Here is a 14762-nt window from a genome sequence, read left to right as displayed (position 1 = left end):
GTCGTGGCGGGCCCGGGCAGGAGGACCGGCGCCCCGCTCTCCCTCCGGGGGAGGCGGGGCGCCGCCGTGCGTGGGGGCCGGGGAGACTGGGGGGGTGACCTCCGCCCCCCAGCCCCCCGACGGCCTCCTGCCCGACGTCTGGTTCACCCGCGACCTGCCCGTGCTGCGGGCGATCGCCCGGCTGGTCGATGAGCCGAAGCACGGCGGCGCCCCCTACCTGCTCGGCTCGGTCGTGCCGGGGAGCGGTCTGCCGAAGGCGGAGGTCATCGCCGCGGCGAAGGCGCTGGCGTCCGCCGGCTACATCGAGCCGCTCACCAACCACGCGGGTGACATCGTCCGCATCACCGCGATCTCGGCGGAGGCGCGACGGCTGGCCGGTCTCTGGCCGACGCCGCAGGGGGAGTGGGAGCGGCTGCTCGAGCAGCTGATCGCCCGGGCCGAGAAGGCGCCGACCGACGTCGAGCGGCAGCGCTGGCGGGCCTTCGCGGACGCGGCGGCCGCGGTCGGCGAGCACGATGGGGCCCTGCTCATGTCCGCGCTCATCGGCGGGTACGTGCCGCGCGCCCGCTGACCGGCGCACCGCACCGGCTCACGAACGACAGCGCCCCCGCCCGGAGAACCGGGCGGGGGCGCTGTGCTGATCAGGCGATCAGAGCGGGGTGACGTTCGCAGCCTGCGGGCCCTTCTGGCCCTGCTCGATGTCGAACGCGATCCGCTGGCCTTCATCGAGCGAGCGGTACCCGCTGGACTGGATGGCCGAGTAGTGGACGAAGACGTCCGGTCCGCCGCCGTCAGGGGTGGCGAAGCCGAACCCCTTCTCCGCGTTGAACCACTTGACAGTTCCTTCGGGCATTGCTCGCTCCTAGCTGAGGTGGTGCATCGGGGTCCTGCCATAGCGCAGGGCCTTCCCGACGGCCCAACCCTAGCCAAAGATCGCCGGAAGAGGACACCGGTGCCGCTGAACTGTGACCTGGGACTCCTCCACACCCGGTCGGGGAACCCCTGCCGGCCTCACAGCAGCCGGCCCGGCTCCTCCCGGAACGCCGGTGCGACGCGTCGCTGCCGTCGGCCCCAGCCGGGACCGTAGGCACCCACCGAGTAGGTGCGGCCCAGCGGAGCAGCGGGCGGCAGCGCAGACAGCGCCGGGCGCCACGAGCGGACGCCGAGCGGTTGTTCGACGAGGAAGCCGGAGTTCGCTGGGGCCTGCAGCCGGGTCGCCCCCAGCGGGGCCCAGCGCCGCAGGCCGAGGTGTCCGGCGAGCAGGACGGCGAGGCAGACCGAGACGGTGAGGAACGCGTCGGTGACCGCGGTGGCCACGTCGAGGGCGGTGATCTGCGGCCACCCGACGGACTCCAGGGTCGAGCCGACCATCTCGACGACGACGTACAGCACGCCGTACGCCAGCAACCAGATCCTCACCCGTTCGCCTCCACCGCGGTCGTCAGCTGCATCGACCATCGCTACCCACAGCTGGAGGACCGTCCCGTGCCCCGGCGGCGGCCCTCACCCGTCCGGGGGAGGACGTGCGGCCGTCCGGGCGACTGCGGGCCGGCGCGGTCACGCAGCGGCTCGTGCCGGGTGGTCTTGCGGATTTCCTGCGCTTCTCTCTCCGGCGTCCTGCGGTCCGACGCCCACGGTGGGATCCAGCCGGACGGATCCGGCGCACCCCCCGATCCAGGAGAACACCATGCAGCCCCTCGCCGCCTCGCCCGCCTCCGCCGTCTTCCTGCGCGACATCGAGGACCTGCACGACGCCGACCTGGACCAGGTGCTCGCCGACCGGCTGGCGGAGTCCGCCGACGCGCTGCGGGCGGCGGTCACGGCGGCCGAGCTGGCCCGTCAGGTGGCGCAGCCGGCCGCGCTGCGGGTGCACGCCCTGGGCGCGTCCGCCCGGCGCCTGGCGGGCTGAGGCCGCCGTCGCGGAGCCCCCACCCGTCACGCGGGCGCCGCTCGCGCACGACGTTCTCTCCCGCTCGACGGGGGACCGACCTGTGCCCGAGAACCGGCCTGTGGTGGCCCATGGGCGGGCTCGGCGCCGTGCGGGTGGGCCGTCCAGGCATGCTCCGCCGCGTCGGTGACCACCTCGACCGACCAGGAGCCAGGGTTGCCGAGGACGGCGGCCGGGTCGCCCCTGCATAGGCTGCCGGCCATGCCGCTGTTCTCGTTCGAAGGCCGCTCCCCGCAGGTGCATCCCGAGGCGTGGGTGGCGCCGACGGCGACCCTCGTGGGCGACGTGGTGGTGGAGGCCGGCGCCTCCATCTGGTACGGCGTGGTGCTCCGCGCCGACTTCGGCCGGATCGTCGTCCGCGCCGGGGCCAACGTGCAGGACAACTCGGTGCTGCACGGCGGGTCGGACCCGGAGACCGAGGTCGGTCCGGGAGCGACCATCGGGCACATGTGCGTGGTGCACGGCGCCGTGGTCGGCGCCGAGGCGCTCATCGGGAACGGCGCAACCGTCCAGGACGGCGCCCGGATCGGCCGGCGAGCGTTGATCGGGGCGCACAGCCTGGTACCGCCGCGCATGGACATCCCCGACGAGGTGATGGCACTCGGCGAGCCGGCCAGCGTGCGTGGTCCGCTGTCGGCGGGCAGCCGGTTCTGGGTCGACGAGAACCCCACGACCTACCAGGAGCTGGCCCGCCGGCACGCGGCCGGAGTGCAGGAGATCGGTCGGCCGGGGTCAGGCGGCGCGGCGGTCCGGGACAGCCCGTCGGCCGCGCGTAGCCCGGCGCACCCCCGAGGCGCTGCCGGGTGAGCGCTGTGCACGGCACTCTGTGGACGTCAGCTCAGCTGCTCGGGCTGGTGGAACCCTTGGCGCGGCTGGGCTGCACCCGCATCGGCTCGCCCGGCATCTTGGGGTAGTCGGGCGGATAGGGCAGGTCACCCAGGCCGTCGTCGGCCGCCTGGCGCTCGGCGAGCTCCAGCAGCGGCTCGATGCCGAAGGCGTGCTCGGCGAGCCCGGCGTGCCTGTCGCCGACCTCCGCGAACCGGGCCGGCATGGTCAGGACGTCGAAGTCGGTCGGGTGGACGTCGGGCAGCTCGTCCCAGTCCACGGGCGCGGAGACCGGGGCGTGCGGCTTGGGCCGGATGGAGTACGCCGACGCGATCGTGCGGTCCCGGGCCATCTGGTTGTAGTCGATGAAGATCTTCTCGCCGCGCTCCTCCTTCCACCACGACATGGTCACGCGGTCGGGAAGGCGGCGTTCCAGCTCGCGGCCGAACGCGATCACCGCCCGGCGCACCTCGGCAAAGGTCCACCGCGGCTGGATCGGCACGTAGACGTGCACCCCCCGGCCGCCGGAGGTCTTCGGCCAGCCCTCCATGCCGAACTCGTGCAGCAGCTCGCGCACGTGGGGTGCGACCCACACGGCGTCGGAGAAGTCGGTGCCCGGCTGCGGGTCCAGGTCGATGCGGATCTGGTCGGGCTGCTCGACGTCGTCCTTGGAGACAGGCCACGGGTGGAAGGTCAGCGTGCCGAGGTTCGCCGCCCAGGCGACCACGGCCACCGAGTCCGGCGCGATCTCGTCGGCCGTCCGGCCGCTGGGGAAGGTGATGTGCGCGGTCGGGATCCACTCAGGGGCGTTCTTCGGCACCCGCTTCTGGTAGAAGGCGTCGCCGGTGTTGTCCGTCCGGGTGGAGATCCGGGCGCCCGCGAACACCCCGCCGGGCCAGCGCTCCAGCGTCGTCGGCCGGTCCTTCAGCGCGAAGAGGATCCCCTCGCCGACGGCCACGAAGTACTCGACGACGTCGATCTTGCGGATGCCCCGGTCGGGGAAGTACGGCTTCTCCGGGTTGGAGACCCGGACGTCGTGCCCGTCGATCTCGAGGACGACGGCGTCCTTGCTGCTGGCCATTCAGCTGCTCCGCTCGTTCCGGGGCCGCCGAGTCTCACGCAGGACAGGTCAGTCCGTCCACGGGAACGGCCAGGTCGATGAGGTAGGCGTTGACCGCCGCGGTGACGCACTCGGTCTTCGGGTAGGCGGTGTGCCCCTGGCCCTGCCAGGTCAGCAGGACGCCGCTGTCGAGGTCCTCGGCGAGGTCGACGGCGCCCGGCAGCGGGGTGACCGGATCGCCCGCGTTGCCGATGACGAGGATCGGGGCGCTGCCCTCGGCGTCGCGCTCGGGGATGGGCGTGCGCTCGGCCTCCCACACCGAGCACGTGTACAGGCCGGCGGCCGAGCCGGCACCGAACAGCGGGTAGCGGGCGCTCCACTCGGCGGCCAGTTCGCGCACGCGGGTCTCGGCCACCGTCTCCTCGGTGTCGGCGCAGTTGATCGCGACGTTCGCGTCGATCAGGTTGGAGTAGGTGCCGTCCTCGAGCCGGCCGCTGTAGTCGTCGGCCAGCGAGAACAGCGCCCGGGCGTCCCCGTTGCGCGCGGCGGCCAGGCCCTGCGCCAGCTGCGGCCAGGACGCGGTGTCGTACAGCGCGGCCTGCACCGCCGTCAGGACGACGCCGGGCGTGGCCTGCCGGGTCTCGCCCTCCTCGCTGCTCGGGATGGGTGTGGTCTGCGCCTGCGCGAGGAGCTCCTCGAGGAACCGGCGCGGGTCGTCGCCCAGCGGGCAGCCGGCGATCAGGCCCCGGCAGTTCTCGGCGAAGGCGTCGAAGCCGGCCTCGAACCCTGCGGCGCTGGCCTCCGCGTCGGCGATCGCGTCGGTGTCGGGGTCGACGGCGGCGTCGAGCACCATGGCGCGCACCCGGTCGGGGTAGAGCTCGGCGTAGGTGGAGCCCAGCGTGGTGCCGTAGGAGTAGCCGAGGTAGTTCAGCTGCTCCTCGCCCAGTGACTGCCGGATCTGCTCCATGTCCCGTGCGGTGTCGACGGTGTTGAAGGTGCCCAGCGCCTCGCCGTACTCCTCGGCGCAGCCCTCGGCCACCTCCCGGGAGAGCGCGAAGACGTCGTCGAGCTGCTCCGCCGTGGTGGGCCGGGGCTCCGCGGCGATCGCGCGGTCCTTCAGCTCCTTGGGGATGCACTCGACGGGGGTGGAGAGCCCCACGCCGCGCGGGTCGAAGCCGACGACGTCGAAGCGGCGCAGCACGTCCTCGGGGAGGGTGAGCGCGAGCCCGATCGCGGCGTCCGCGCCGGAGCCGCCCGGCCCGCCGGGGTTGACCATGAGAGAGCCGATGCGGTCGGTCTGCCCGGCCAGCACGGCCCGGACCAGGAACAGCGGCAGCGTGGCGCCGCCCGGCTCGTCGTAGCTGATCGGCACGTCGGTGCGGCCGCACTCGAAGGCGATGTCGCGCTCGCTGCCGGGCTGGCCCTCGATGAGCGGCTGGATCTGCGCGTCGCAGTCGGTCCACTCGATGGGTGCCGCCTGCGGCTCGGCCGGCGCCGTCGTCGTGGCGGCGGCCGGCTCCTCCGCGGTGTCGCCGAAGGAGGTGCAGCCGGTCAGTGCCAGCGGTAGTGCCAGCAGCAGGCCGGACGCGACGGCCGGGAGGCCACGGTGCAGACGCATGATCATGAGGATAGGGACCTCATCGGCCGAACCGCTCGTGCGCACGGGTCGGCTCTCTGCGGGGTCCCGCCGCGAGCATGCCAGTGGCAGGGGGCGGGGGATTCTCCCTCACCCGTCCAGCACCTCGGCCAGGTCGTAGCGCACCGGCACGTCGAGTTGGTCGTACGTGCAGCTGCGGGGGTCCCGGTCCGGTCGCCAGCGGAGGAAGTGGCCGGTGTGACGAAGCCGACGGCCCTCGAGCTGGTCGTACTTGACCTCCACGACCAGCTCGGGCCGCAGCGGCACCCAGGACAGGTCCTTCTTCGCGTTCCACCGGCTCACCGCGCCGGGCATGCGGTGCCCGCCGTCGGCACCGGTCTCGGCATCGGCCCAGTCCTGCCACGGGTGGCCGTCGAGCGCCTCGGCCCGGTAGGGGGCCAGCTCCTCGACCAGCTCGGCCCGGCGCTTCATCGGAAAGGACGCGGCGACGCCGATGTGCTGCAGCCCGTCGCCGTCGTAGAGCCCGAGCAGCAACGAGCCGACGACCGGGCCGCTCTTGTGCCAGCGGAACCCGGCGACCACGCAGTCCGCCGTCCGGACGTGCTTGATCTTGGCCATCAGCCGTTGGTCGGGCCCGTAGGGGAGCTCGCCGTTCTTGGCGACGACGCCGTCCAGGCCGGCGCCCTCGAACGTCTCGAACCACCGCTGGGCGGTGCCGGCGTCGCGGCTGATCGCGGTGACGTGCACCGGTGGGCGGATCCCGGCGAGCACGGTGCGCAGCCGCTCCTGGCGCTGGGCGAACGGCGCCTCCAGCAGCGACTCGTCGCCCAGGGCGAGCAGGTCGAAGGCGACGAACGAGGCCGGCGTCTGCTCGGCCAGCAGGGTCACCCGCGACTCGGCCGGGTGGATGCGCTGCAGGAGCGACTCGAACTGCAGCCGGTCGTCGCGCGCGATGACGATCTCGCCGTCGACCACGCACCGCTCCGGCAGCTGCTCCTTCACCGCGGCCACCACCTCGGGGAAGTAGCGGGTGAGCGGCCGCTCGTTGCGGCTGCCGAGCTCCACCTCGTCGCCGTCGCGGAAGACGATGCAGCGGAACCCGTCCCACTTGGGCTCGTAGAACCACTCGTCGCCGGTGGGGATCGTGGTCACGGCCTTGGCCAGCATCGGCTTCACCGGCAGCTGCACGGGCAGGTCCATGCCGGGCAGTCAAGCAGTTCCCGCCGTGGCAGGGTGCCGGCATGGCGACGATCCACCGCACCACGATGGTGCCGACGAAGCTCGAGCTGCTCACCGCGTGGCTGCCCCGGCAGCCGTGGTATCGCCCCACGGGTGCCCCGCCGGCGCTGCGGCGGGCCGGCGGCTTCCGGCTCGACGACCCGACGGGCGAGGTCGGGCTCGAGTTCGTCGTGGTCACCGACGGCCCGCCGGGCGGGGAGACGACGTACTTCGTGCCGCTGAGCTACCGCGGCGCCCCGCTGGCCGGGGCCGAGGAGAGCCTCGTCGGCACCTCGGAGCACGGGGTGCTGGGACTCCGGTGGATCTACGACGCCGCGGCGGACCCCGTGGCGATCGCACAGCTGCTGGCCCTGGCGCGGGGGGCGGCCCAGGCGCAGCACCAGGACGACAGCGACACCCTGGACCCCTCGGTGATCCGCCGCTGGAGCGGGGACGACGAGACGCGGCCGGCGGTCGAGCTGGTCCGCGTGCTGCCGGAGGACGGGGAGGCCGGGTCGGGGATCGGGTCGGTCGAGGCCGGCTGGACACGGGCGGACGGCAGGCCCGCCCGCGGCACGGTCGTCGTCGTCCGATGACCGGGCCCCGAACGGGGCGAGGCGCCGATCAGCCGACGTCGTAGCGGGTGAACAGCATCCCGTCCTCCTCGAGCACCTGGCGCAGCGTCAGCCGCGCCGGGTGCGGGAGCGCGGTGTCGAGCAGCCGGGCCTCGCCCCCGACGAGGGCCGGGGAGACCGACAGGTCGAGCTCGTCGACCACCCCCGCGGCCAGCGCCGAGCGGAGCAGCTGGGGCCCGCCCTCGCAGGTCACCTGCTCCAGACCGCGGTCGGCCAGCGCGTCGAGGGCCGCCGGCAGGTCGACGTCGTCGTCACCGCAGACCAGGACCTCCGCTCCGGCGTCGGCCAGCACGGCCCGGCGGGCGGGGTCGGCGACCGCGCAGGTGACGACGATGGTGGGGGAGACGGCGTCGGCCACCAGCCGGCCCGCGGGGTCCAGCGACGCCCGCCGGGAGACCACGGCGATCGGCGCGGTCGCGGACACCCCCGTGCTCCTGCGCAGCCGGCCGACCTCGGAGTCCGGCAGCACCGGCCGGTAGCCCTCGGCCGCCGCGGTGCCGTGCCCGACGAGGACGACGTCGGCCAGCGCGCGCAGCACCCGGAACACCCGCCGGTCGCCCGGGGAGCCCAGCCCCCCGCTCACCCCGCCGACGGTGATGGCGCCGTCGGGCGAGGCGATGAAGTCCATCCGCAGCCGGCGCCCCGGCGGGCAGCGGTAGGCCTCGAGCAGACCGGCGTCGTCCAGTTCGGCCGGCTCCGGGAGGAGGCGGCGCATCAGCGGGTGCTGAACACGGCCGCACTCTCCGCGGCGAGGGTGACCGTCTCCTCGGCCACCGTCGGCACGTCGGCGGTGCTGAAGAGGACGTCGGCCACCGGCCGGTCGAGGTCGATCTCCCGCGGCTCCCCGGCCAGGTTCAGCACCACACGCAGCGAGCCGCGGTGGACCACCATCCAGCGGTCGGCGTCGTCCCAGGTGACCTGCACGGCGGAGAGGTCGGGGTCGACCAGGTCGGGGTGGGCGCGGCGCAGCGCCAGCAGCGACCGGTGCACGGCCAGCAGGCGCTCGTGCGGCTCCTGCGACAGCTCCGACCAGTCCAGCTTGGAGCGGGTGAACGTCTCCGGGCCCTGCGGGTCGGGGACGACGTCGGGGTCCCAGCCGTGCTCGGCGAACTCGCCGATCCGGCCCTCGGCCGTGGCCTTGCCCAGCTCGGGCTCGGGGTGGCTGGTGAAGAACTGCCACGGCGTGGTGGCGCCCCACTCCTCGCCCATGAAGAGCATCGGCGTGAACGGGCTGGTGAGCACCACGGTGGCGCCCACGGCGAGCAGGCCGGGGGAGAGACTGGCCGAGATGCGGTCGCCGACGGCGCGGTTGCCGATCTGGTCGTGGTCCTGCAGGTAGGCGAGGAACTTCCAGCCGGGCAGGCGTGCGGTGTCCACCGGCCGGCCGTGCGAGCGCCGCCGGAAGCTCGACCAGGTGCCGTCGTGGAAGAAGGCGCCGGTCAGCGTCTTCGCCAGCCCGGGCAGCCCGGCGTCGGCGAAGTCGGCGTAGTAGCCCTGGCTCTCCCCGGTCAGTGTGGTGTGCAGCGCGTGGTGGAAGTCGTCGCTCCACTGGGCGGCCAGCCCGGTGCCCCCGGCCGCACGCGGGGTGACCAGGCGCGGATCGTTGAGGTCGCTCTCGGCGATCAGCGTCAGCGGCCGGCCCACGGCGACCGACAGGCTGTCCACCTCGACGGCCATCTGCTCGAGGATCGGCACGGCGCGTTCGTCGACGAGGGCGTGCACCGCGTCCAGGCGCAGGCCGTCGACGTGCATGTCGCGCAGCCACATCTGCACGTTGTCCAGGATGTAGCGGCGCACCTCGTCGGAGTCCGGGCCGCTCAGGTTGATCGACTCGCCCCAGGTGTTCGACCCACCCTCGGCGAAGATCGGGAAGAACTCGGGCAGGTAGTTCCCCGACGGGCCCAGGTGGTTGTAGACGACGTCCTGGATCACGCCGATGCCCTGCTGGTGGCAGGCGTCGACGAACCGCTGGTAGGCCTCCGGCCCGCCGTACTCCTCCTGCACCGCGTACCAGAGGACGCCGTCGTATCCCCAGTTGTGCGTGCCGTTGAACCCGTTCACCGGCAGCAGCTCGACGAAGTCGACGCCGAGGCGCACCAGGTGCCCCAGCCGGCCGATCGCGGCATCGAGGGTGCCCTCGGGCGTGAACGTGCCGATGTGCAGCTCGTAGACCACGCCCCCGGCCAGCGGCCGACCGGTCCATGCCCGGTCGCCCCACTCGTAGGCCCAGGGGTCGAAGAGGCGGGACAGGCCGTGCACGCCCTCCGGCTGCCGGCGTGAGCGCGGGTCGGGGCGCGGCGTCTCGCCGTCGTCGAGCAGGAACCCGTAGTCGGCGTCGGGCCGGGCATCGACCTCGGCGCGCCACCAGCCACCGTCGTCCCGGCGCATGTCGTGCACGGCGCCGTCGACCTGCACACGCACGCGCTCGGGCAGCGGGGCCCAGACGGAGAACTCGACGGGTGCGGACATGCAGTGTGCCTCCCAGGCAGCGCGGACAGCCTGGCCGGTGGTCGCAGGCGCGAGCTTCATGCCCCCATCGCCGGGGCCCAACCGTGCCGGGGTCACCGCACTCGACCCCGGATCGCGGATCCGCCCGACGACGGACGCCTCCGGCCCTGGGAACGGACCGGCGATGTCGGCACCATGGGGGCCGGGAGCGAACTCAGTCGCGGACGAGCAGGGCCACCGGCAGCCGGGTGAGCAACGAGTCGACGGCGACGCCGGCCACGTCGGAGACCGCCCGCTCCCCGGTGAACAGGTCCCGCCAGGCGCCGTTGGGCAGCTGGAGCGCGGTGTCGCCCCAGCCCTCGGCGGCCAGGCGGGCCGGCAGCCGGGTCGCCACGACGACGACGCCCCCGCGGTCGTAGGCGACGACCTGGTCCGCGGCCGACCCGGTCACCGCGACGGGCTCGTACCCCGCGAACCACTCCGGGTGGTCCCGCCGGGTCCGCAGCGTGCGCGAGGTGACGAGCAGCTTGGCCGCCCCCGTCCCGTCGACGGCCGGGACCTCGCCACCGTCCAGCGAGGCCAGCACCTTCCGCCGCAGCGCGTAGTCCACCGGCCGGCGGTTGTCCGGGTCGACCAGGGAGAAGTCCCACAGCTCGGTGCCCTGGTAGACGTCGGGGACGCCCGGCATCGTGAGCTGCAGCAGCTTCTGGCTGAGCGAGTTCGACCAGCCCAGCGGTGCGATCCGGGTGACGAAGGCGTCGAGCTCCGCCGTCGTCGCCGGGTCGTCGTAGGCGCCGTCGACCAGCGCGTGCAGCTGCTCCTCGAACGCCTGGACCGGGTCGGTCCAGGTGGTGGACGTCCCCGCCTCGCGGGCGGCCTTCTCCACGTAGGCGTGCGCGCGCTCCCGGGAGAGCGGCCACGCGCCGACGAGGTTCTGCCACACCAGGTGCGCGAGCGATCGGTCGGCCAGCGGGTGCCGGGCCAGCCAGCCCCGCACGAGCTGCGCCCACTCGGTCGGGATCTCGGCGAGGACCGCGAGCCGGGCGCGGACGTCCTCGCTGCGCTTCGTGTCGTGGGTCGACAGCGTCGTCATCGACTCGGGGTAGCGCTCCGCCCGGCGCTGCTGGGCCGCGTGGAACTCCGCGACGGTGCTGCCGAAGCGTGCCGGGTCGCCGCCCACCTCGTTGAGCGCGACGAACCGCGCCCACCGGTAGTAGGCGCTGTCCTCGACGCCCTTGGCCATGACCGGCCCGCTGGTCTGCTCGAACCGGGTGGCTGCCTCGGTGCCGGCCTGCGACAGCACCGGGTGCAGCGCGTCCAGCGCGGCAGCCAGATCCGGCCGGCGCCGGCGCACGGCCGCCACCGTGGCGTCGAGGTGCTCCCGGCCGTCGGGCAGGTAGCTGCGGTACACGGGGAAGGACGCCAGCAGCTCGGCCAGCGCCTCGGTCTGCTGCGCGGTGTCCACACCGGGCAGCTCGCCGATGACCCGCACCAGCCGGGCGACCTCCGAGCCGAGCATCCCGTCGGTGACCTCGCGCTTGCAGTCGTGCACCAGCTGCGCGTAGTCCACCCGCCGGCCGGCGAGCTCGGTGTCCAGCGCGGTGAGCGCCTCTTCACCGGCCGGGTCGACGAGCACCTCGTCGACCTCGGCGAGCGCGTCGTAGCCGGTCGTCCCCGCCGTCGCCCAGGACTCCGGCAGGTCCTCGCCGGGCTCGAGGATCTTTTCCACGACCGTCCAGCGGTTCCCCGACGCCTCGGCGAGCCGATCGAGGTAGCCCTTCGGGTCGGCCAGCCCGTCCGGGTGGTCGATCCGCAGCCCGTCCACGGCGCCGTCGCGCACGAAGCGCAGCACCAGCTCGTGGGTCGCGTCGAAGACCGCCGGGTCCTCCACGCGCAGCCCGGCCAGGGTGTTGATCGCGAAGAACCGGCGGTAGTTCAGGTCAGAGTCGGCACGCCGCCAGTCGACCAGCTCGTAGTGCTGCCGGGCGTGCACCTCCTGCGGGGTACCGCCCCCGCTGCCGGGGGCCAGGGGGAACCGGTTGTCGTAGTAGCGCAGCTCGCCGTCGACGACCTCGAGCTTCTCGACGTCGTCGGCCGACCCGAGGACGGGGATGCGGATCTTGCCGCCGCCGAAGTCCCAGTCGACGTCGAACGCCGCCGCGTGCGCAGAGGCCTGCCCGTGCCGCAGGACGTCCCACCACCACCGCGCCGCCGACGGGTCGTCGACCCCCATGTGGTTGGGCACCAGGTCCAGCACCAGCCCCAAGCCGTGCTCGTGCAGCGCGGCGACGAACCGGTCGAACCCGGCCTGGCCGCCGCGCGCCTCGTCGACGTGCGTGTGGTCGACGGTGTCGTAGCCGTGCGTGCTCCCCTCCGCCGAGCGGAGCAGGGGGGAGGAGTAGGCGTGGGTGACGCCGAGGTCGGCGAGGTACCCGGCGACGTCGGCGGCGTCCTGCAGCGGGAACCCGGCGTGGACCTGCAGCCGGTAGGTGGCGGACGGCACCTCCCGGCGACGCTCGGCACCGGGCACTTGGATCGGCTGCGTCACTGGGCGGGACCCGTCAGGACGATGAGCGAGCGGCCCTGCACGGTGACCGTCTCACCGGGCTTGACCTCGACCGGCTCGACCTCGTTCATCTCGGCGGTGTCGAGCACGGTCGTCCAGCTCCGGGAGTAGTCGTCGCTGGGCAGGGTGAACTCGATCGGCTCGGGCGAGGCGTTGAACGCCAGGTAGAAGTGGTCGTCGGACACGTACTCGCCCCGCTCGTCCGTCTCCCGGATGCCGACGCCGTTGAGGTAGACCGCCACGGACTTGGCGTAGGCGACGTCCCAGTCCTCCTCGGTCATCTGCTCGCCGGCCGGCGTCAGCCAGTCGATGTCGGGCACCGGGTCGCCCAGCCCCCGGCGGACCGGCCGGCCGTGGAAGAAGCGGCGACGGCGGAACGTCGGGTGGTCGCAGCGCAGCTTGGTGACCTTCCTGGTGAACTCGAGCAGGCCCTCGTCGACGTCCGTCCAGTCGATCCAGGTCAGCTCGGAGTCCTGGCAGTAGCCGTTGTTGTTGCCCCCCTGCGACCGCCCCAGCTCGTCGCCGTGCAGGAGCATCGGCACGCCCTGGCTGAGCATCAGCGTGGCGATGAAGTTGCGCCGCTGCTGAGCCCGCAGCTGCCGGATCCCCGGGTCGTCGGTGGGTCCCTCCACGCCGCAGTTCCAGCTGCGGTTGTGGCTCTCGCCGTCGTTGTTCCCCTCGCCGTTGGCCTCGTTGTGCTTCTCGTTGTAGGAGACGAGGTCGTTGAGCGTGAAGCCGTCGTGCGCGGTGACGAAGTTGATGCTCGCGACCGGCCGGCGGCCGGAGTGCTGGTACAGGTCGGAGGAGCCGGAGATCCGGTCGGCGAACTCGCCGATCGTGCCGCCCTCGCCGCGCCAGAAGTCGCGGACCGTGTCGCGGTACTTGCCGTTCCACTCGGTCCACAGCGCGGGGAAGTTGCCGACCTGGTAGCCGCCCTCGCCGACGTCCCACGGCTCGGCGATCAGCTTGACCTGGCTCACCACGGGGTCCTGGTGCACCAGGTCGAAGAAGGTGGCCAGCCGGTCGACGGCGTGCAGCTCGCGGGCCAGCGCGGAGGCGAGGTCGAATCGGAAGCCGTCGACGTGCATCTCGGTGACCCAGTAGCGCAGCGAGTCCATGATCAGCTGCAGCGCCTGCGGCGTCCGGACGTTGAGGGTGTTCCCGGTGCCGGTGTAGTCCATGTAGTACTGCTCGTCGCCCTCGACGAGCTTGTAGTAGGCCCGGTTGTCGATGCCCTTGAACGACAGGGTGGGACCGAGGTGGTTGCCCTCGGCGGTGTGGTTGTAGACCACGTCGAGGATGACCTCGATGCCCGCCTCGTGCAGGGCGCGGACCATCCCCTTGAACTCCTGCACCTGCTGGCCCGCCGTGGTGTCGCTGGCGTACTCGTCGTGCGGCGCGAAGAAGCCGATCGAGTTGTAACCCCAGTAGTTGCGCAGGCCCTTCTGCTGCAGGGTGTCGTCCTGCACGAACCGGTGCACCGGCATGAGCTCGATCGCGGTGATGCCCAGATCGGTCAGGTGCTCGATGGTCGCCGGGTGGGCGATGCCGGCGTAGGTGCCCCGCAGCTCCTCCGGGATCCGCGGGTTGGTCATCGTCAGGCCCTTCACGTGGGCCTCGTAGATGACCGTCTTGTTGTAGGGCGTCTTCGGCGGGCGGTCGACGCCCCAGTCGAAGTAGGGGTTGACGACGACGGACTTCGGCATGTGCGGCGCCGAGTCCTCGTCGTTGCGCTCCTTGGTCTCGAAGTCGTAGCCGAAGACCGAGGGATGCCACGCGACCTGGCCGTCGATCGCCTTGGCGTAGGGGTCCAGCAACAGCTTGTTCGGGTTGCAGCGCAGACCCTGCTCGGGGTCGTAGGGCCCGTGCACCCGGTAGCCGTACTTCTGGCCGGGGTGGATCCCGGGCAGGAAGGCGTGCCACACGTACCCGTCCATCTCCGGCAGCCGGATGCGCTCCTCGTTGCCCTGGTCGTCGAACAGGCACAGCTCGACCTTCTCGGCCACCTCGCTGAAGATCGCGAAGTTGGTCCCGGTGCCGTCGTACGTGGCGCCGAGGGGGTAGGCGCTTCCGGGCCACACCTGGGTCATCTGGGGAGTTCCTCCTGCGCAGGGCGCCCCGGGGCGGGGGGCGGGTGACCCGGGTGCGTGCTCGCGCGGCCGGGTCGGGACGGTCGTCGGGACCCCGTTGCCCGCCCGGGCGGCCCGCCACACCTCTGCGCGGTGTGACTCGTGCCGGTGTCCTGTCGCCCACCGGCGGCGGCCGCGCCGGCGCCGGCGTCCGGAGCCGACGACGCCCCCCGCGGCGGGCCGCAGGGGGCGTCGTATGCAGGTCCGGCCGGGCGTGCCACCGGCCGGCCGGCGGGACCGACGGGGGCGTCGAGCTCCGGGGGCCGGGCCGGTGCGCCGGGGTCCGACCTCGCCCGGGGATCCCCGGGTGGCGCTGGTCCTCGGCGCGGACCGCTC

The 14762-nt window shown here is 73.2% G+C and carries 13 protein-coding genes; 4 read left to right on the top strand and 9 right to left on the bottom strand.

Going from position 1 to position 14762, the window contains the following annotated elements:
• The first annotated feature begins 94 nt into the window (after positions 1–94).
• A complete protein-coding gene (locus ABC795_RS11020) occupies positions 95–571 on the top strand; it encodes a hypothetical protein (RefSeq protein ID WP_347057231.1) in 477 nt (158 codons plus the stop codon).
• Between the two features lie 78 nt (positions 572–649).
• On the opposite strand, the gene ABC795_RS11015 is transcribed toward ABC795_RS11020, so the two are convergent.
• Both ABC795_RS11015 and ABC795_RS11010 read right to left on the bottom strand, forming a co-directional pair.
• A complete protein-coding gene (locus tag ABC795_RS11015; protein ID WP_014377016.1) occupies positions 650–853 on the bottom strand; it encodes a cold-shock protein in 204 nt (67 codons plus the stop codon).
• Positions 854–1011: 158 nt separating this feature from the next.
• Complete coding sequence (locus ABC795_RS11010; RefSeq protein WP_347057230.1) at positions 1012–1419, bottom strand: hypothetical protein; 408 nt, start codon at positions 1417–1419, stop codon at positions 1012–1014.
• Between the two features lie 268 nt (positions 1420–1687).
• Between ABC795_RS11010 and ABC795_RS11005 the strand changes: the two genes are divergently transcribed.
• Positions 1688–1909, top strand: a complete 222-nt coding sequence (locus ABC795_RS11005; RefSeq protein ID WP_347057228.1) for a hypothetical protein — start codon at positions 1688–1690, stop codon at positions 1907–1909.
• Between the two features lie 240 nt (positions 1910–2149).
• The gene (locus tag ABC795_RS11000; protein ID WP_347057227.1) at positions 2150–2755 is read left to right on the top strand and encodes a gamma carbonic anhydrase family protein; all 606 of its coding nucleotides are present in this window, start codon (positions 2150–2152) and stop codon (positions 2753–2755) included.
• 31 nt (positions 2756–2786) lie between these two features.
• On the opposite strand, the gene ligD is transcribed toward ABC795_RS11000, so the two are convergent.
• The 3 genes from ligD to ABC795_RS10985 all read right to left on the bottom strand — a co-directional run bounded on the left by ligD (position 2787) and on the right by ABC795_RS10985 (position 6630).
• Positions 2787–3854, bottom strand: coding sequence for a non-homologous end-joining DNA ligase (gene ligD / locus ABC795_RS10995; protein WP_347057226.1), 1068 nt, complete (start codon positions 3852–3854; stop codon positions 2787–2789).
• 34 nt (positions 3855–3888) lie between these two features.
• Positions 3889–5451: an alpha/beta hydrolase gene (locus ABC795_RS10990; protein WP_347057225.1), complete on the bottom strand. Its 1563-nt coding sequence runs from the start codon at positions 5449–5451 to the stop codon at positions 3889–3891.
• A 108-nt stretch (positions 5452–5559) separates the two neighbouring features.
• Positions 5560–6630, bottom strand: coding sequence for an ATP-dependent DNA ligase (locus ABC795_RS10985; protein ID WP_347057224.1), 1071 nt, complete (start codon positions 6628–6630; stop codon positions 5560–5562).
• 41 nt (positions 6631–6671) lie between these two features.
• On the opposite strand from ABC795_RS10985, the gene ABC795_RS10980 reads away from it, so the two are divergent.
• Positions 6672–7244, top strand: a complete 573-nt coding sequence (locus ABC795_RS10980) for a 1,4-alpha-glucan branching protein (protein ID WP_347057223.1) — start codon at positions 6672–6674, stop codon at positions 7242–7244.
• Positions 7245–7272: 28 nt separating this feature from the next.
• Here the strand turns inward: ABC795_RS10980 and ABC795_RS10975 are convergent, their stop codons facing one another.
• The 4 genes from ABC795_RS10975 to glgX form a co-directional block, all read right to left on the bottom strand.
• Entirely contained in the window at positions 7273–7998 is a 726-nt protein-coding gene (locus tag ABC795_RS10975) for a dihydrofolate reductase family protein (RefSeq protein WP_347057222.1), read from the bottom strand.
• Entirely contained in the window at positions 7998–9752 is a 1755-nt protein-coding gene (gene treZ, locus ABC795_RS10970; RefSeq protein WP_347057221.1) for a malto-oligosyltrehalose trehalohydrolase, read from the bottom strand. The genes ABC795_RS10975 and treZ overlap by 1 nt, the downstream gene beginning before the upstream one ends.
• Before the next feature lie 193 nt (positions 9753–9945).
• On the bottom strand, positions 9946–12261 hold the full coding sequence (gene treY, locus ABC795_RS10965; protein ID WP_347057220.1) for a malto-oligosyltrehalose synthase: 2316 nt from the start codon (positions 12259–12261) through the stop codon (positions 9946–9948).
• 14 nt (positions 12262–12275) lie between these two features.
• A complete protein-coding gene (gene glgX, locus ABC795_RS10960) occupies positions 12276–14387 on the bottom strand; it encodes a glycogen debranching protein GlgX (protein WP_347057219.1) in 2112 nt (703 codons plus the stop codon).
• Positions 14388–14762 lie beyond the last annotated feature (375 nt).

This window comes from Blastococcus sp. HT6-30 (assembly GCF_039729015.1).
Lineage (GTDB): Bacteria > Actinomycetota > Actinomycetes > Mycobacteriales > Geodermatophilaceae > Blastococcus.
Note: the sequence above shows the minus strand (reverse complement) of the source record. Positions and strands in the feature narration are given on the sequence as shown.